Below are 17,414 nucleotides of genomic sequence, written 5' to 3'. Positions count from 1 at the left end.
CAGAGATAGGTTTAAGGATATATGAATCTACATCACCTCACTGACTGGTTGCTGGCCCCGCAATATCTCGGCTGGCTGTGGCACGGTTTTCTGCTGACGTTGTGGATTTCTGCTTGCACAGTGGTGGCTTCGACGTTGTTGGGTTTTTTACTTGCGGCGGCCAGAGACAGCGAACTTAAAGGGTTACAATGGTTTGCGATTGGCTACAGCACGCTGTTTCGCAATACACCGCTGCTCATCCAGCTGTTCTTTTGGTACTTTGCTGCCAGCCAATTCCTACCTGCATCCTGGATTCCTTGGCTTAATACTCCCCATGAAATCACGGCCTTCGGACTCACCCTCGGCTGGCCTTCTTTCGAGTTTTTAGCCGGTTTTATTGGCCTGACATTCTATTCCACCGCATTTATTGCTGAAGAGTTGCGGGCGGGGATAAGCGGTGTGGCTAAGGGGCAAAAATACGCCGCTCATGCATTGGGATTGACGGGGTGGCAGGCTATGCGGCATGTGGTATTGCCGCAGGCGCTGAAAATCGCGATGCCGCCATTACTGGGCCAATATATGAATATTATTAAAAATTCGTCACTGGCAATGGCTATTGGTGTGGCTGAACTTTCTTATGCTTCTCGCCAGGTGGAAACCGAAACATTGCGGACGTTCCAGGCTTTCGGCGTGGCAACGGTGTTGTATATCGCGATTATTGCATTGATTGAGGCCTGGGGTATGTGGCGTCAGCAGCGAACTGTCATTAAGGGGCACTGAGATGGATTTTACCATTATTGCCGATAACTGGACTTATTTGTTGTGGGGCACGTTGCCTGATGGCCCGTTAGGTGGAGCAGCATTGACGTTGCTGATAAGCCTACTCGCAGGGGTGGCTTCGGCTATTTTAGGCACGGTGCTGGGGGTCGTGCTGGCGATGTCCCGCGGTACTTGGGCGGGAATTTTAGCCGCTGTTTTAGGTTTTTTCCGTGCTATCCCGGTGATTATGCTGATTTTCTGGACATATTTTTTACTGCCAATGGTATTTGGTGTGGATATACCGGAAATCACCACCGTGGTGTGTGCGCTAGCACTGATTGCCGCGGCTTATCTGGCTCACGCGGTGAAAGCAGGAATTGTGGCCATCGGGGCAGGGCAGTGGCAGGCGGGTTTATCACTGGGATTCAATCGTTGGCAGGTTTTATTGTTTGTCATCTTGCCGCAAGCTTTACGCATAATGGTGCCATCCTTTATTAACCAATGGATTTCTTTAATTAAGGATACTTCATTGGCTTATATCGTCGGGGTAAATGAACTGACGTTTTTGGCGACTCAGGTTAACAATCGCAGCATGGTTTACCCGATGGAAGTCTTCCTGTTTGTCGCGTTGGTCTATTTTGTTTTATGTCTGACTCTGGATTTGCTGGCGAATGCGCTTAATCGCCGTTTTAGCCCCCCAACATGCTATTCATAAGCAAAGTGCCATTAAACGGCTATTAACCGGCAATAATACCAACATCATTTCAACTTGATCCGCCGGATAAACTGGTGGTCTATTTCGAAAGTATGCTGCCTTATGCATTGGCATTAGATGTTGGTAAAACTTGGGATAATACCTTTGCGCAGTATCTTATTAGCCATAACGTTAGGTCTGAAACTTTCGACGATGTTGATTGGCACAAGGTGAGTCACTTCAGTAAATCGTGCCAGAGATCGTCAATATCGACACCTAGCCCTGCCAGTAGCACCCATTCCCATGGTTCTTCCGGCTGGGCGGCAGGTAACATATTGATGACGCTGATGTTATGTGGCAGCGTCATCCATAATTGAGCCGCCGGTCATGCGTTGCGAGTGATGTTCCAGCCTCTGGCGCGCCATAACTCAGGCAATTGCTGCATATCATCAAACATGGTGACTAATGGGTGGTGGATTGGCTGATTATGCGGATCGGCGCAATAGTAAAACACCGGAATACCCGCCGCGACCCCCGCATGTGTTCCGGCTGCGGAGTCTTCAACCAAGATGCAGCGCTCGGCGGCGACCTGCATCTCTTGCGCCGCATGATAAATTAGCGCCGGATCGGGCTTCCAACGTTGGATGTCGTAGCCGCTATACAGTTTGTCTTCAAAGAAGGGCAGTAAGTTGGTCAGGCCGAGAGAGTGTTGCATTTTACTCACCGGTCCATTGGAAACCACGCACACTGGCAGGGTGATTTGCTCTAATAGCGCTTTTGCGCCAGCGATAGGCTGTAATTCGGCGTCAAATAAGCGGGCAACTTCGGCGCGGTAAAGTTTCTCCAGCTTTTCGATGGGTTCATCCAGGCCGTTTTCTTGGCTTACCAGCGCGACAATTTCATTGAGTTTCACGCCCTTAAAACGCTTAATCACCTCTTCCAGCGACAAGTGAATATCATAATGGGCAAACATCACAACATAAGCCTGACAACACAGAACTTCACTGTCGACCAAGGTTCCATCACAATCGAACATGACACATTCAATCTGGTTCACTCAATTCATCCTTTATTATGCTGTTTTCAGTTCATCCCACTTTAACCATCCTGCCCCAGAATGCGATACATAATTACCTTACTGGCAATGTTATTCATATCAACTGAATAAAATTCAATAAGTTGAATAAGAAATCGCTGACGTAAGCACCTTGTTGCGCAACATGGCTGATAAATAATAGCCAAAAAGACGGTGATCGCGCTCTAAACAACGGTTTTTTTGTTATAGGATATCTCTAACTATCACTCCCTTCTGTGGAACTCCTCGAATGAGTAAACCAAACCTTGATACTGAGCAGGGGCTGCTCGAACGTGTTTTTAAACTGAAACAACACGGCACCACCGCCCGTACTGAGCTAATTGCGGGTATCACCACCTTCCTGACCATGGTCTATATCGTGTTTGTTAACCCACAGATTTTAGGGGTTGCGGGCATGGATGTGCAGGCGGTGTTTGTCACCACCTGTTTGATTGCTGCTTTCGGCAGCATCTTTATGGGGCTATTGGCAAATTTACCGGTCGCTCTGGCACCGGCGATGGGGCTTAATGCTTTCTTCGCTTTTGTGGTGGTTGGCGCGATGGGTATTTCATGGCAAGTCGGTATGGGCGCTATTTTCTGGGGCGCAATCGGTTTCCTTTTGCTTACTATTTTCCGTATCCGTTATTGGATGATTGCCAATATCCCACTGAGTTTACGCGTCGGGATAACCAGTGGTATCGGCTTATTTATTGCGATGATGGGGCTGAAAAATGCCGGCATCGTGGTCGCTAATCCGGACACCTTGGTGACGGTGGGTAATCTGACCTCCCACAGTGTGCTGCTGGGGGCGCTGGGCTTCTTTATTATTGCGGTGCTAGCATCTCGCAATATTCATGCTGCGGTGCTGGTTTCTATTGTGGTGACGACCTTAATTGGTTGGGCGCTGGGTGATGTACATTATACTGGGATTTTCTCCATGCCGCCGAGTGTGACCTCGGTTGTTGGGCAGGTTGATTTAGCCGGTGCGCTGAATATTAGTATGGCGGGAATTATTTTCTCCTTCATGCTAGTTAACCTGTTTGATTCATCCGGGACATTGATTGGTGTGACGGATAAGGCCGGTTTGACTGACCATAAAGGCAAGTTCCCGCGCATGAAACAGGCGCTGTATGTGGACAGCATTAGCTCGGTTGCTGGTGCCTTTATCGGCACGTCGTCAGTCACCGCTTATATTGAAAGCTCCTCGGGTGTGTCTGTTGGTGGCCGCACGGGTTTAACCGCAGTGGTGGTCGGGATTCTATTCCTGTTGGTGATGTTTGTGTCTCCGCTGGCTGGCATGGTGCCTGCCTATGCTGCCGCCGGTGCGCTGATTTATGTCGGCGTGCTGATGACATCCAGCTTGTCCCGGGTGAAATGGGATGATTTGACCGAAGCCGTTCCAGCATTTGTCACCGCGGTGATGATGCCATTCAGCTTCTCAATCACTGAAGGGATTGCGCTGGGCTTCATCTCTTATTGTGTCATGAAATTGGGTACCGGCCGCTGGCGTGAAATCAGCCCATGTGTGGTGGTGGTGGCGCTCTTGTTTGTGCTGAAAATTGTTTTTGTTGATCACTGATAATTTATGATTGGCAAATTGGTGTGAAAACGCCGCCATCAGTCAATGATGGCGGCATTTTATTGATAATAAAGCACTTATGCTTTCAACTGCGCGCTGATTTGCTCCAGTGCTTTGGTGGCACATTGTGCATCCAGATGCCCACCTGGCGCGCCAGCAACCCCGACCGCACCGACCACTTCATCCCCAGCTTTAACCGGCACTCCGCCACCGAGCAGCAAGAAACCCGGAATATCTTTCAAGTTATTGGCCGCAGGGTTTTTCTGACTGTTTTCCATCACTTGCCCACTCGGGGTTTTGGTCGACAGTGCAGTAAAGGCTTTTTGCTCACTGGCTTTTACCGTGTGTGGCCCGGCGTTATCCCCGCGTAGCACCGTTTTGATGATGCCCGCGCGATCAACGACAGTGACTGAGACGTTATAGCCATCAGCCTGGCAAGTGGCGAGGGTACGGCTGGCTAAATCGGTGGCCAGAGCCTGTGAGATATTGCGTTCAGTATTCAGACCCGCAGCAGAGGCTTGAGTTATCAGGCCGATGAATAAGGCGGAGGTCAGGGCAATAGGCTTGATCATATAAAATCCTTATTGTTAGCGACGTGAATTCATCACAGTAACGCTATGCTACGGCGAAAAGTGGTGGAAAAACATTCGGCTAACTACCCGTTTTGATCCGTAGATCTACCTATTATTAAGCATGACTGACGATTAACTGGCCATAGTAATGAATAAGTGATGCCAGCGAATTGACCTCTAATTTGGCAAAGATATTCGCGCGGTGGGCCTCGACGGTGCGCGGAGAAATCGACAAAATATGGGCGATCTGTTTACTGGTTTCCCCTTGAATAATCAGGGTGGCAACTTCCCACTCACGAGCAGAGAGTTGCTTGAGTAACTGTTGATAACTTGCTTGCTGTTGATGGGCTTGCATCGCCTGTTCATGCTGTTCCAGCGCCATACTGATGGTTTCAATCAATACATCGGCATCAATCGGCTTGGTCAAAAACTCCAGTGCGCCGCCTTTAAAAGCGCGGCGACATAATTCAACATTACTGTGCCCCGTCATAATGATGACCGGGAGGGTGTCATCACGCTCTTGAATGGTTTCTAATATCGTCATCCCACTTTTACCCGGCATGCGAATATCCAGTAGCACACAGCTGGGCTGAGTCACGACCAAGGTATCGAGGAAGGTTTGGCCGTGACTGAATGCTTTAACCTCCCAGCCCATGGTCGTGAGTAATGCGCTCAACGCGGCACGAACACCCTCATCGTCATCAATCAGATAAATGTGTTTTGTCATCTATGCTCCCGGCAATCAGAGGAAAAGTCAGGGTAAAGCAGGCCCCACTATATTCACTGTTGCTTGCTTTTATCTCACCGCCCATACGCTGTACCAATGTTTCACACAAGGTCAGCCCTAACCCCAGCCCACTCTCTCGAGTGGTGTAAAAGGGGGTGAAAAGGTTATCTAACTGCTGATGACTCAGCCCTGGCCCGTTATCCTCAATCTTAATAACCCATTGTTTAGCTTCAGTATATATTGTAAAGCGGATGGTCGGGTTGGCCGTCTGTTGGAGGGCGTGAATGGCATTACTGAGTAAATTGTGAAAAACCTGCTCCAGCCACAGGGGGTCACTCTGGAGTGTGGGCAAATTCGTGGGAATAGTGTTTAGGATTTTGACATTCGCCGCGCTTATTTCCTGACTCAACAACACGGTCACTCGCCGCCAGATATCGCCGACGACTAGCGGTTGTAAATTTATTTGCCCACGGCTGAGTAGGGCGCGCAGTCTGTCCAATAATGCAGCAATGCGTTTGATTTGTTCGACAGAGGCCACCAGCAACGGAGTCACTTTTTCATCCTGTGGCGGCAACAGCCGTAATGCTGTTTGATTGTAGGTCAATGTAGCGGTAAGTGGTTGATTTAATTCATGGGCGATGCCAGTTGCAATTTCTCCCATGGCATTAAGTCTGGCTTGATCGGCAAATTTAGCGCGCTGTTCGGCATGTAAGCGGTATTGCGCCAATTGTTGCCAGCGGTGCCAACTGTATAAGGCTACGGCAGATATCAGCGACAGCAGCAGGGCGCTAAACCACGGTAAATCGCGCCAAACAGGGGTGGCATAACCCAGCAAAGTAAAAGATTGCGCCCCTTCTCCCAGCGGCTTTTGCCATTGCCAGAAACTTTCGGGGGCTGCATGGCCCAAAATCGCCAGCTGTTGCTGCTGATGACGTAATATCAAACTGTCAAAATGGGGCGGTAAGCCGACAATTTGCAGCAGCTTTTGGGCATTAACCTGCAAACCACTGCCGCTGTATGAGTTGGCTAAGCGGTAATCCCCCCCCTGAATGTGTAAGCTGAGTTGGCCTGGTTTGGAGGGGTCGGCCGGCATTTGGTTTATGGCCACCAGCTGTGGGAAATGGCGCTGTAATTGCACCAATTGGCTCGGTTCCAAAGCTAAAAATAAAATCGCCTGTTGTTGAGCCAACTGTTGGCTCAGTTCGCGGTGAATGGTGCGAAAATCGGCCTCACGCGCAGCTTGTTGTGTGTTCAGCCCATACCAACCCAGCCAGAAAGTGGATATCAGGGTCAGGATAAACCAGACAGTGATTTTAACGGCCATGGGGTAAGAGCATCCGCAAATATAAGGTAGCTATTGATAACATGACTAGGGATTCGGAGGAAACCCCCATTACTGCGGCTATGGGGGTTTTGCAGCCGCAGGGCTTATTTCACTTGGACACGTTCAATATATGTCGCAAAGGCGGCAAGTTGTTTGGCCAGAAAGTCTAGAGTTGCTTGGTCTGTCAGCTCTTTGGTTTGTTCGTCGACTTTGCTTTGAATCACCCCGCCCATAAATTCGGGTTTATTCATCACCATAGCTTCAAGGAAAACCAAAATCTGGCGCAGATGATACTGGCAACGCGCCCCTCCGATTGGCCCCATGGAGCTGGTCTGAATCGCCACGGGTTTGTTGGCGAGCGGCTGATGAGGTAAACGCGATAACCAGTCAATGGCATTTTTCAACCCGCCAGGGACTGAATAGTTATATTCCGGTGTCACAATAATGACCCCATCAGCTTGGCGAATCTGCTCAGCAATCGCCAGAACCGCCGCTGGGAAGCCATCTTCTTGCTGTACATCAGCATCATAAAGCGGAATATCGCCAATAGTAGGTAGGGCTTCGATGCTCACCCCGCTGGGGGCTAATTTTGGCAACGCGCGTGCCACCATAGCATTGTAGGAACCACTGCGCAGGCTACCCAATAGAGTAACGATTTTAAGGGATTGCTGTGACATGACTTACTCCCATTCAATAAATAACACTATTTCACCACCAGAGTAGGGCAAACTTATGCGACAAAACAATGACTATCTGCACCATTACCCGGTTAAATTTCACATAAATGAGTAATCAGTTGCGGGATTTATTTTGCTGAAATTGTGATCGCAGGAGAGGAACAGAAAAATCATTTCTTGCCGTTATCAAGTCTTTGCGTGGAATGCCGTTAATAGATCTGGGGCTATCCAGCTCTCTTACATTGAGCGACACGATAATGCTAAAAACCACTCAAGCCCGATTTACCTTACTCGTTAGTGCGTTTTTCATTTTCTTGCTGATAATCACCGTGGTGGTTATTCAGCTTTTTGTGACACCACAACTCAAACAATCTGAAAGCACCATTATTAGCAATAGCGTCGACCAAATCGCAACGGCAATAACGGCGCAAATGAATAAAGTGGAAGCACAAGCCCGCAGTATTACGCAGGCTGTTGCCATCATGGACAGTAATACCATCGACTTATTATTGCCGGGGTTGGTAGATCAATATGGTGACAGTAATGTCTTTGGTGGTGGGATTTGGCCATTGCCCAATACACGCGAGCAAGGGGTGATTAAATTCAGCACTTTCTTCGCACGCAATGGGGAAAATAAGTTAACGGTTAATACTCATTGGAATTCACCCGAGTCGCAAAATTATTTTGAACAACCATGGTACAAAGATGGCTTAAATGCGCCCAAAGGCTTCTGTGCTTGGGCTAAAGCCTATCAGGATGATGCCAGCCCGCAACCGAGAACCAACTGCGCGATGGCGATTTATAAAGATGACGCAGTGTATGGCGTCTCTACTATTGATGTCACTTTAGGTTTCTTTAACCGCTTGGTTAAAGAGATGGAACAGCGGGTGAATGGCACCATCCTGATTGTTGAAGCTGACGGTAAAATTGTCGGCAGCAGCGCCTTAGCCGATGGCAAAGCTGAATTAAAAAATCTGGCCGATTTTGCCAATAGCTCGCCGATGGCCGCAGAAACACAGCGGATATTGGCGCAGATGAAAGACCAGAAATCGCTGGAAAGTGAATTTGACGTCGATGGCACTTCCCACACCCTGTTTATCCGCCCAATCGCCAATAGCCCGTGGTATTTGGTCACTGACCTGCCCACCAGCTTATTGGTCAAACAGAGTCACAGCATTCTGATGCACTTGGGGTTAGTGCAGATCCCCATCATGTTGTTATTGCTGCTGTTCTTGGTGTTCTCTATCCGCGTATTTATGAAACGCTTGGCAGTGTTGAAAGAGAATATCACCGCGCTGTCAGCGGGAGGAGCTGACTTAACCCAGCGCTTGCCACAAAGCACTAGCCCGGAGTTCAATGCCATTAACCAGAGTTTCAACGATTTTATCGACTATTTGCAGCAAATGATGCGGCAGGTCGGTGAAAGCAGTTTGGCGATTGCATCGGCATCGCGCCAAATTGCCAGTGGTAATCTGGATTTATCTGCGCGGACCGAAGATCAAGCCAGTTCCATTGAGCAAACCGCGGCTTCAATGGATGAACTGACCAGCACGGTGAAACAAAATGCGGATAACGCCAGCCATGCTAACCAACTGGCGATGGAAGCATCAAATGTGGCAGTAAAAGGCAGTACAGTGGTGAAGAAAGTGGTGGACACCATGGGGTCAATCAACCACTCATCGAAGAAAATCGTCGATATTATCAGTGTAATTGACAGCATTGCTTTCCAAACTAATATTCTGGCGCTGAATGCCGCAGTAGAAGCTGCCAGAGCCGGGGAGCAAGGGCGTGGCTTTGCGGTGGTGGCCTCTGAGGTGCGTAATTTAGCGCAGCGCTCCGCAACATCTGCCCGTGAGATTAAAAAGCTGATTGAAGATTCGGTGTCCGATATAGCGATTGGGACGAATTTAGTGGCGGATGCGGGCACCACAATGGATGACTTGATGAATGGGGTTTCCAATGTAGCGGCGTTAATGAATGAGATAATGGCATCCAGCCAAGAGCAAAGTCTGGGTATCGAGCAGGTTAATCTGGCGATTAATCAGTTAGATAACTCAACACAGCAAAATGCGGCGCTGGTGGAGCAGGTGGCAGCAGCGGCTCAGGCGATGCAGGATCAAACTTTGCAATTGGAAAGTGTGATTAGCGGCTTTAAGGTTTAATGTCATATAGCTTTGCTGCATAAAAAGTGAACCCCCCTTTTATTTAGCAAAAGGGGGGTTTTAATTATTCGCGGCGAATTTTACGAGCAAATAAATTACCCAGCGACTGGATGAGTTGTACAGTGATAATTAATACAATGGCGGTAGTGACGGTGACAAAAGTATCAAAACGCTGATAGCCATAAGTAATAGCGAGATCACCAATCCCACCGCCCCCGACAGTCCCCGCCATTGCCGTTGCACCAATCAGGCCAATAGTTGCAGTGGTCAGCGCCAATATTAATGACGACAGTGCTTCGGGCAGCAAGAAATACCAAATTGCTTGTAGCGGTGTTGCCCCCATTGATTTTGCTGCTTCCAGAATACCGGGGTTTACATCCAACAGTGAGTTTTCCACCAGGCGGCCAATATACGGTGCGATAAAAATAATCAGCGGCACAATCGCGCCCGGCGTTCCTATTGTGGTGTTCACAATTAGACGGGTGAGCGGAATAATTGCGACCATCAGAATAATAAATGGCAGTGATCGGATGATATTGATAATGGGATTAAGAATATTATAAAAAGTACGATTCTTAATTAATCCGCCCGGCCGGGTCACCACCAGTAAAATTCCTAAAGGAATACCAATAAGAGAACCGATCACCAATGAAATACTGACCATGACCAAGGTGTCATATAGCGCTTGGATAAATTGCTCTAACGTAATTGCGGTTTCGATCATCAATTTATTTCCTGTATATCAATCCCTGTTCCTGCCAGATAATTAACTGCGCTATCAATGATGCGATTTTCGCCAGTTAATAGCAGTACCATATGGCCCAATGTGGTGTCCTGTATTTCTGACATGTTGGCGAACAGAATATTGACACTAATATCATATTGTTTGATAAGCTGATTTATAACTGGTTGTGTGGCTATCGCCCCGATAAATGCCAGGCGGAATTGACGGCCAGCATGACTGCTATCTAATTGCCTTTTCACACTCTCCGGTAAACTGTCTTTGATGACAGTGCGCACAAAATTAAGGGTTGTAGGATGAGTTGGATGGCCAAACACCGTCAACACCGAACCTTGCTCAATAATTTTACCGTTTTCCATGACCGCCACCTTATTACAAATCTTTTGAATGACCGACATCTCATGGGTAATAAGTAAAACCGTAATATTGTATTGCTGATTAATTTTCTTCAGTAATAACAATATCTGGGCAGTGGTTTGAGGGTCTAACGATGATGTTGCTTCATCACATAACAGAATTGAAGGATTGGTTGCCAGCGCACGGGCAATACCCACCCGTTGTTTCTGCCCACCTGATAATTCGTTAGGAAAATTGTGACTTTTATCCCTTAGCCCAACAAAATCAAGCAGTTCAGCGACACGTTCCTGAATAAATTTTTTGTTTTTTCCTAATAAAATAAGCGGCATAGCGACATTCTTAAAAACTGTTTTTGATTCCAGTAAGTTAAAATTTTGGAATATCATGCCAATATTTTTTTTCAGCAGCCTAAGCTGTTCAGGGCTAAAATCATGCAAATTCTTCCCATCAATCACTACATTTCCCGAGGTTGGGCTTTCCAGTGAGTTGACCATGCGCAGTAATGTGCTTTTCCCTGCCCCGCTGTAACCAATAATGCCATATATATCGCCATCTTCGATGGTTAAACTGACATCATTAAGCGCCTGAAGTTTAGTACCTTTGCGTTCAAAGGTTTTGAAAATATGCTGAAGCTCAATCATCTATTATTCCACTAGTTTAGATAATCAGGCAGCATATAACCGCTATACTTTTCGTTTTCCAGAATATATTTTTTGAATTCAGGAGCGTGATATCCTGCAATAATATCTTTGGCAAACTCGGCGTCTTTATTTTTACCGGCAACGGTCACCACATTAACAAACTGAGTTGTAGGTTTTTCAAGTTGTAAGGCGGAAGTGAGTTTGATACCGTTAGAAACCGCAAAATTACCTTGAATAGCCCCGTAGTCAACATCAGGTAATGCTCTGACTTGTTGGGCATTATCCATTTCCTTGATGACTAAATGATACGGATTTTCTGCAATATCTTTTTGTGAGAAAGTTGCTGGGTCAATTTTATCTGTGAGTTTGATCCAACCAATGGATTGCAATAAGAGTGCGGCGCGGTATTCATTTGAGGGCTGGTTGGGGACTGAAATCCATGCCCCCTCTTTCGGCTTATCACTCTTTTGATGTTTATCAGAATACAACCCCATAGGGGGAGTGGGTACCTGAACAATACCGATGTTATCAATGCGTAGACGGTCATTTATAGCTTGCAGATAAATCGGATGCTGCATGATATTGCCATCAATCTCACCAGTGCTAACGGCATTATTAACCTGAATGCCATCATTAAAGTCTTTATATTCGATATGATAACCTTTCTTTATGAGATAAGGTGCTACACCTTTCTCAAATTGTTCTTTATAAGGGCCAGGGTTAAATCCCAATTTAATGACTTTCTTCTCCTCACTGTGGGCATTTAATGATGTTAAAATAATGAAACCTAATAAAGGTATCGCCAGTGAACGCATTCTCATCATTATTTCCCTGTATAATTATATTTAAATAAAAGCGTATTTTTTGCAGGTTGGGCTATCACTGTTAGTGATGAACTGAATAACTAAGAATAAAATTATTCAAACATTGCAGGGGGGATCCGTAAACGAAGAAAATGACCTTAGCTTATCCATTATGGGCATAAGAGATTTGTGATTGTGTATTAGAAGAGTCTAACGAAAGGCAATAATGAGAGAGTGAATAACCCGCCGCACGCCGTACAGCGGGTTGTTTAGATATAAATTTGAAGTTAGCCCTGAATCAGATTAGGAATTTTTACCACAGGGTTAACATCGGCTTCATAATCAACACCATCAACAGCAAAACCGAACAGATTTAAGAACTCAGTCTTATAGCCGGTGAAATCAGTCAGCTGATAAATATTGTCGTTGGTGACTTGGTCCCACAGTTGCTGTACTTGTCCTTGAACCTCAGGATCCAGCTCTTTGTAGTCAGCCCGCAGACGGCCCTCTTGGTCCATATGTGGTGCGCTACCACATAGGCTGTCTTTATACAGCGAATACACCTGTTCGATACAGCCCTCGTGAGTCCCTTTCTCTTTCATCACTTTGAATAACAGTGACAAATACAGTGGCATCATTGGGATGGCAGAGCTGGCCTGAGTCACAACGGCTTTCAATACAGAAACACGGGCATCGCCACCGCCATGGGCAGATAAGCTATCGCGAATAGCTAAAACTTTTTGATCTAAATCTTTCTTGGCCGCCCCAATGGAGCCATTCCAATAGATATCATGGGTGATTTTTTCGCCCAGATAGGTGAAGGCGGTGGTTTGCGCACCTTGCGCCAGCACGCCAGCTTCCAGCAGGGCATCAATCCACATCTGCCAATCTTCACCCCCCATTACCGCAACAGTGTTGTCGATCTCTTCTTGGGTGGCTGGTTGCAACACGGCTTCTTTGATAACTTCTTTGTCGGTATCAAGGCCACGGAACTTCACTTCATGCCCGATGGGTTTCAGTGTCGAGTTAAACACTTCGCCAGTTTTCGGATGAGTACGGCGTGGTGAGGCCAGGCTGTAGATAACTTGATCAACTTGACCCAAGTCCTGCTTGATAGCTTCAATGGTCAGGCGCTTAATTTCATCAGAGAAAGCATCGCCGTTGATGCTCTTCGCGTACAGGCCTTTTTGCTCTGCAAATTTGTGGAACGCCGCGCTATTGTACCAACCAGAGGTGCCCGGCTTGCCCTCTTCACCCGGACGTTCAAAGAACACCCCCAGAGTATCGGCACCACAACCAAATGCTGCTGTAATGCGGGCTGCCAGCCCGTATCCAGTTGACGCACCAATCACTAATACTCTTTTGGGGCCGTTAGCGATTGCGCCTTCTGCAGTGACATAGTCGATTTGCTTTTTGACGTTAGCTTCGCAGCCCGCCGGATGAGCAGTCACACAGATAAAGCCGCGTACACGTGGTTTTATAATCATGGATACCTCAATTTATAGATAGAGTTAAGTGTTTGAGCCGTACTCAGTTCAGATTGATGAACGGCTCAGACTCATAGAGCAAGCTTATCAAAATGCCTCTATGGCATCACACTCATTTTCCGATACAAAAACTGGAGAAAATCCGCCCCAGTAGGTCATCAGAGCTAAATTCACCGGTAATTTCACTCAACGACTGTTGTGCTAAACGTAACTCTTCGGCCAATAATTCACCGGCGTAAGCGCTTACTAACTGTTCATGGCCTTGCACCAGATGCTGCGCGGCAGTTTCTAGCGCTTGTAAATGACGACGACGAGCCAAAAAACCGCCTTCGGTGTTACTGGTAAAGCCCATACTCTGCTTGAGATGGTTGCGCAGCAGGTCAATACCCTCACCGGTTCGGGCTGATAAGCGAATAAGTGAGTGACCATTCACTTCGGTCAGACCTAAGGTTTCACCTGTGATGTCAGCTTTATTTCGCACCACGGTGATGGGGAGCGTCGGTGGCAACCGCGTCATAAACTCAGGCCAGATAGCGGCCGGCTCCGTGGCATCTGTTGTGGTGCCATCAACCATAAACAGCACCCGGTCAGCTTGTTCAATCTCATGCCAGGCCCGTTCGATACCAATGCGCTCAACTTTATCGCTGGCTTCACGTAACCCTGCAGTATCAATGATATGCAATGGCATCCCATCGATGTGAATATGTTCCCGCAATACATCACGGGTGGTGCCAGCAACATCAGTCACTATTGCCGCTTCACGACCCGCTAACGCATTGAGTAAACTGGATTTACCGGCATTCGGGCGGCCAGCAATAACCACTTTCATCCCCTCGCGCAGCAGGCTACCTTGCCGGGCTTCGGTGCGCACTTGCTCCAAATCCGCCATGACGCCCTTCAATTGAGCTTCAATTTTGCCATCGGAAAGGAAATCAATTTCCTCATCCGGAAAGTCAATCGCCGCCTCGACGTAGATGCGCAAGTGAGTGAGTGCTTCCACCAATTGATGGATACGAACAGAAAATGCGCCCTGTAATGAATTGACCGCTGAGCGAGCGGCTTGCTCTGAACTGGCGTCAATCAGGTCGGCAATGGCCTCGGCTTGCGCTAAATCCAGTTTGTCATTTAAGAATGCGCGCTCAGAGAACTCACCTGGACGGGCAATGCGCAGCCCAGGCAGGGCCAGGATGCGTTTTAACAGCAAATCCAGTATGACTGGGCCACCATGGCCTTGTAGTTCCAGCACGTCCTCGCCAGTAAATGAATTCGGGCCGGGAAAGTAGAGAGCGATACCTTGGTCTAATGTGCTGCCATCAACATCTTTAAACGCCAGATAATCGGCGTAGCGCGGTTTGGGTAATTTACCCAACACGGCCTGCGCGACGGCGGCGGCGGCACGACCTGAAACACGTAAAATACCAACGCCACCACGGCCTGGCGGTGTTGCTTGTGCCACGATAGTATCAGTGGTGCTCATGGTTATATCTCTCTTTAACTTATTGTTTTTACACAAACCTGACTGTGTAAATCAGGTTTCTATAAAAAGAATAAGGCGGTCATATTGACCGCCCTTTGATACTGATGATTATCGGTGTGGATTATTTTTTCTTATCGCGGCTGTGTAAACCACGTTTTTCCAGACCACGATAAATCAACTGTTGCTGCAGGATAGTCACCAAGTTACTGACGATATAGTACAGCACCAGACCGGCCGGGAACCACAGGAAGAACACGGTGAAGATAACCGGCATAAAGGTCATGATTTTCTGCTGCATCGGGTCAGTCACGGTCGTTGGTGACATCTTCTGAATGAAGTACATGGTGATACCCATCAGAATCGGCAGAATATAGTACGGGTCTTGTGCTGACAGGTCATGAATCCACAAAATGAATGGCGCATGGCGCAACTCAACTGAACTCATCAACATGTAGTACAACGCCAGGAAGATTGGCATCTGAATGATCAGCGGTAAGCAGCCACCCAGCGGATTAACCTTCTCAGCTTTGTACAACGCCATCATTTCCTGGCTCATACGCTGCTTATCGTCACCGATACGCTCACGCATGGCGGCCAGTTTAGGCTGCAGCAAACGCATTTTCGCCATCGAAGTGTATTGCGCCTTTGTCAGCGGGTACATGATACCGCGCACAATAAAGGTGATAACAATGATGGAGAAGCCCCAGTTACCGACAAAGCTGTGAATGAATTTCAGCAGTTTGAACAGCGGCTGAGAAATAAACCATAACCAACCATAATCAACTGTCAGGTCCAGATGTGGCGCGATGGCCGCCATTTTGTCCTGAATTTCCGGGCCAACCCACAAGGTTGCACCCAGTTGTTTCTGCTCACCTGGTTGAACCACAACCGGTGCACCTTTGAAGCCAATTGCAGCTAAACCGTTGCCTAAATCAGCGGAGTAGAAAGTGTTGGTTTCGTTAGCAGCAGGGATCCATGCGGTGGCAAAATACTGTTGCAACATAGCAACCCAGCCGCCTTTGGTCGTGATGTCCAGACTTTTATCTTCGATATCACTAAAGCTGTATTTTTTATATTTAGTTTCATCAGAAGAGTAAGCCGTACCACGGTAAGTATGCAGCGCGAAGTTATTGCTGCCAGTGTCACGGTGTTTGGGCAAATTAATGCTTTGTTTTAATTGGCCGAACAGCGTCAGTTCCAGTGGGGCTTCTGAGGCATTTTTAACGTGATAATCCACACCGATAGCATAGTCATTACGTTTCAGCACGAAAGTCTTGGTGAAAACAGAGCCATCTTTACCGGTGAAGGTCAATGGAATGCGCAGTTCATCCTGGCCATCGGCTAATGCAAAACTAGTTTGCGTCACTTCGAACAGTGGGCGCTCGCCGTTAGCTGGATTGTCCGGGCCACTTTTACCTGTCAGGCCGCTTTGTGCCTGATAGATGAATGCAGGAGTGGTTTCCAGTAATTCGAAAGTTTTATCTGAACCCAGGGTATCCGGGTAAGCCAACAGGTTAGCCTGCTCGATGTCACCGCCACGGGTATTAATGGTCAGAGACAGCACATCAGTTTTTACAGTAATCAGTTGACCCTGACCACTGCCTGGCACGGCCTGGCTTGCTTTATCACCGGTTGCAGTATTCGCAGTCTGTTGCGTGGTCTGAGCGGCTGGTTGTGGATTGTTATCCACTTGCCAGGCTTGCCAGATCATGAAAGACACGAACAGCAGAGCGATGAGTAGAAGATTGCGTTGCGAATCCATCGTTAGTGTTCTCTGTTATCGTCGGGTTTCGGCGGCACGGGATCATCGCCACCTGGGTTCAAAGGGTGGCATTTTAATACGCGTTTCAGTGTTAACCAACTGCCTTTTATCATACCAAACCGGCTCAATGCCTCAATTCCGTAATGAGAGCACGTCGGATGGAAGCGACAACGCGGCCCCAACAGCGGACTTATCACGAGCTGATAGCTCCTAATGAGCCCGATCAGGATGCGGGAGCCTGGCGACAGTGGCGACGCCATAATTTTTCCAAAGCTTCCGTCAACGCACGGTTATCGAGGTCAGCCACACCTTTTTTCACCAAAACGACAAAATCCATAGACGGTAACGTATGCTGATGCAACCGGAAACTTTCGCGGGTTAAGCGCTTGATCCGATTACGTTCATGAGCACGTTTGACATGTTTTTTGGCGACGGTGAGACCAATGCGGGGATGCCCCAGCTCGTTCAGGCGGCCGAGGATGGTGATTTGCGGCGTGCCAGCCCGTTGTGGCTGCTGGAAGACGAAAGTAAAATGACTGGGAGTTAACAAACGTAACTCCCTAGGAAATGCTAGCTTAACCACTTAGATGGTTAGCT

Annotated in this window: 18 protein-coding genes; 4 read left to right on the top strand and 14 right to left on the bottom strand. The window is 47.8% G+C overall.

The window, feature by feature from the left end; translation table 11 throughout:
* Window positions 1-21 precede the first annotated feature (21 nt).
* Entirely contained in the window at window positions 22-759 is a 738-nt protein-coding gene (locus D5F51_RS22030) for an amino acid ABC transporter permease (RefSeq protein ID WP_129199085.1), read from the top strand.
* Between the two features lies 1 nt (window position 760).
* Window positions 761-1,453 (top strand): amino acid ABC transporter permease, encoded by a 693-nt coding sequence (locus D5F51_RS22025; RefSeq protein WP_162301815.1) that lies wholly within the window; start codon window positions 761-763, stop codon window positions 1,451-1,453.
* A 214-nt stretch (window positions 1,454-1,667) separates the two neighbouring features.
* On the opposite strand, the gene D5F51_RS22890 is transcribed toward D5F51_RS22025, so the two are convergent.
* Complete coding sequence (locus D5F51_RS22890; RefSeq protein ID WP_261372997.1) at window positions 1,668-1,799, bottom strand: hypothetical protein; 132 nt, start codon at window positions 1,797-1,799, stop codon at window positions 1,668-1,670.
* Between the two features lie 18 nt (window positions 1,800-1,817).
* The gene (gene yieH, locus D5F51_RS22020; RefSeq protein WP_129199083.1) at window positions 1,818-2,489 is read right to left on the bottom strand and encodes a 6-phosphogluconate phosphatase; all 672 of its coding nucleotides are present in this window, start codon (window positions 2,487-2,489) and stop codon (window positions 1,818-1,820) included.
* A gap of 268 nt (window positions 2,490-2,757) precedes the next feature.
* On the opposite strand from yieH, the gene D5F51_RS22015 reads away from it, so the two are divergent.
* Entirely contained in the window at window positions 2,758-4,086 is a 1,329-nt protein-coding gene (locus D5F51_RS22015) for an NCS2 family permease (RefSeq protein ID WP_129199081.1), read from the top strand.
* A gap of 77 nt (window positions 4,087-4,163) precedes the next feature.
* Here D5F51_RS22015 and D5F51_RS22010 read toward each other — a convergent pair whose 3' ends face one another.
* From D5F51_RS22010 to D5F51_RS21995, 4 genes are all read right to left on the bottom strand, one after another.
* On the bottom strand, window positions 4,164-4,658 hold the full coding sequence (locus D5F51_RS22010; protein ID WP_025380097.1) for a GlcG/HbpS family heme-binding protein: 495 nt from the start codon (window positions 4,656-4,658) through the stop codon (window positions 4,164-4,166).
* A 115-nt stretch (window positions 4,659-4,773) separates the two neighbouring features.
* Entirely contained in the window at window positions 4,774-5,385 is a 612-nt protein-coding gene (locus D5F51_RS22005; RefSeq protein WP_129199079.1) for a response regulator transcription factor, read from the bottom strand.
* The gene (locus D5F51_RS22000; RefSeq protein ID WP_129199077.1) at window positions 5,360-6,709 is read right to left on the bottom strand and encodes a sensor histidine kinase; all 1,350 of its coding nucleotides are present in this window, start codon (window positions 6,707-6,709) and stop codon (window positions 5,360-5,362) included. Before D5F51_RS22000 ends, D5F51_RS22005 begins: the two co-directional genes overlap by 26 nt.
* Window positions 6,710-6,813: 104 nt before the next feature.
* Window positions 6,814-7,386 (bottom strand): NADPH-dependent FMN reductase, encoded by a 573-nt coding sequence (locus D5F51_RS21995; protein WP_129199075.1) that lies wholly within the window; start codon window positions 7,384-7,386, stop codon window positions 6,814-6,816.
* 257 nt (window positions 7,387-7,643) lie between these two features.
* Here D5F51_RS21995 and D5F51_RS21990 point away from each other — a divergent pair, with 257 nt between their 5' ends.
* A complete protein-coding gene (locus D5F51_RS21990; protein WP_162301814.1) occupies window positions 7,644-9,548 on the top strand; it encodes a methyl-accepting chemotaxis protein in 1,905 nt (634 codons plus the stop codon).
* A 64-nt stretch (window positions 9,549-9,612) separates the two neighbouring features.
* On the opposite strand, the gene D5F51_RS21985 is transcribed toward D5F51_RS21990, so the two are convergent.
* The 8 genes from D5F51_RS21985 to rnpA form a co-directional block, all read right to left on the bottom strand.
* Window positions 9,613-10,272: a methionine ABC transporter permease gene (locus D5F51_RS21985; RefSeq protein ID WP_162301813.1), complete on the bottom strand. Its 660-nt coding sequence runs from the start codon at window positions 10,270-10,272 to the stop codon at window positions 9,613-9,615.
* On the bottom strand, window positions 10,272-11,288 hold the full coding sequence (locus D5F51_RS21980) for a methionine ABC transporter ATP-binding protein (RefSeq protein ID WP_025380103.1): 1,017 nt from the start codon (window positions 11,286-11,288) through the stop codon (window positions 10,272-10,274). The genes D5F51_RS21985 and D5F51_RS21980 overlap by 1 nt, the downstream gene beginning before the upstream one ends.
* An 11-nt stretch (window positions 11,289-11,299) precedes the next feature.
* Window positions 11,300-12,109 carry a MetQ/NlpA family ABC transporter substrate-binding protein gene (locus D5F51_RS21975; protein WP_162301877.1) on the bottom strand — a complete coding sequence of 270 codons (810 nt, stop codon included), beginning with the start codon at window positions 12,107-12,109 and terminating at the stop codon, window positions 11,300-11,302.
* 269 nt (window positions 12,110-12,378) lie between these two features.
* Window positions 12,379-13,578 (bottom strand): enoyl-ACP reductase FabV, encoded by a 1,200-nt coding sequence (gene fabV, locus D5F51_RS21970; RefSeq protein ID WP_025380105.1) that lies wholly within the window; start codon window positions 13,576-13,578, stop codon window positions 12,379-12,381.
* 112 nt (window positions 13,579-13,690) lie between these two features.
* On the bottom strand, window positions 13,691-15,055 hold the full coding sequence (mnmE, locus tag D5F51_RS21965; protein WP_129199067.1) for a tRNA uridine-5-carboxymethylaminomethyl(34) synthesis GTPase MnmE: 1,365 nt from the start codon (window positions 15,053-15,055) through the stop codon (window positions 13,691-13,693).
* A 121-nt stretch (window positions 15,056-15,176) separates the two neighbouring features.
* Window positions 15,177-16,817, bottom strand: coding sequence for a membrane protein insertase YidC (gene yidC, locus D5F51_RS21960; RefSeq protein ID WP_129199065.1), 1,641 nt, complete (start codon window positions 16,815-16,817; stop codon window positions 15,177-15,179).
* Between the two features lie 2 nt (window positions 16,818-16,819).
* Entirely contained in the window at window positions 16,820-17,077 is a 258-nt protein-coding gene (gene yidD, locus D5F51_RS21955; RefSeq protein ID WP_087769190.1) for a membrane protein insertion efficiency factor YidD, read from the bottom strand.
* Complete coding sequence (rnpA, locus tag D5F51_RS21950) at window positions 17,041-17,400, bottom strand: ribonuclease P protein component (protein WP_025380108.1); 360 nt, start codon at window positions 17,398-17,400, stop codon at window positions 17,041-17,043. The genes yidD and rnpA overlap by 37 nt, the downstream gene beginning before the upstream one ends.
* Window positions 17,401-17,414: the final 14 nt, after the last annotated feature.

This window comes from Yersinia hibernica (assembly GCF_004124235.1).
Classification (GTDB): Bacteria; Pseudomonadota; Gammaproteobacteria; order Enterobacterales; family Enterobacteriaceae; genus Yersinia; species Yersinia hibernica.
This window is presented reverse-complemented; position numbering and strand designations above follow the sequence as displayed.

Coding starts and splice junctions, on each gene's coding strand:
- D5F51_RS22030 (WP_129199085.1), top strand. CDS start 22: ATGAATCTACATCACCTCACTGACTGGTTGCTGGCCCCGCAATATCTC.
- D5F51_RS22015 (WP_129199081.1), top strand. CDS start 2,758: ATGAGTAAACCAAACCTTGATACTGAGCAGGGGCTGCTCGAACGTGTT.
- D5F51_RS22010 (WP_025380097.1), bottom strand. CDS start 4,658: ATGATCAAGCCTATTGCCCTGACCTCCGCCTTATTCATCGGCCTGATA.
- D5F51_RS22005 (WP_129199079.1), bottom strand. CDS start 5,385: ATGACAAAACACATTTATCTGATTGATGACGATGAGGGTGTTCGTGCC.
- D5F51_RS21980 (WP_025380103.1), bottom strand. CDS start 11,288: ATGATTGAGCTTCAGCATATTTTCAAAACCTTTGAACGCAAAGGTACT.
- yidD (WP_087769190.1), bottom strand. CDS start 17,077: ATGGCGTCGCCACTGTCGCCAGGCTCCCGCATCCTGATCGGGCTCATT.
- mnmE (WP_129199067.1), bottom strand. CDS start 15,055: ATGAGCACCACTGATACTATCGTGGCACAAGCAACACCGCCAGGCCGT.
- yidC (WP_129199065.1), bottom strand. CDS start 16,817: ATGGATTCGCAACGCAATCTTCTACTCATCGCTCTGCTGTTCGTGTCT.
- D5F51_RS22000 (WP_129199077.1), bottom strand. CDS start 6,709: ATGGCCGTTAAAATCACTGTCTGGTTTATCCTGACCCTGATATCCACT.
- D5F51_RS22025 (WP_162301815.1), top strand. CDS start 761: ATGGATTTTACCATTATTGCCGATAACTGGACTTATTTGTTGTGGGGC.
- D5F51_RS21990 (WP_162301814.1), top strand. CDS start 7,644: ATGCTAAAAACCACTCAAGCCCGATTTACCTTACTCGTTAGTGCGTTT.
- D5F51_RS22890 (WP_261372997.1), bottom strand. CDS start 1,799: ATGACGCTGCCACATAACATCAGCGTCATCAATATGTTACCTGCCGCC.
- D5F51_RS21985 (WP_162301813.1), bottom strand. CDS start 10,272: ATGATCGAAACCGCAATTACGTTAGAGCAATTTATCCAAGCGCTATAT.
- D5F51_RS21995 (WP_129199075.1), bottom strand. CDS start 7,386: ATGTCACAGCAATCCCTTAAAATCGTTACTCTATTGGGTAGCCTGCGC.
- fabV (WP_025380105.1), bottom strand. CDS start 13,578: ATGATTATAAAACCACGTGTACGCGGCTTTATCTGTGTGACTGCTCAT.
- D5F51_RS21975 (WP_162301877.1), bottom strand. CDS start 12,109: ATGAGAATGCGTTCACTGGCGATACCTTTATTAGGTTTCATTATTTTA.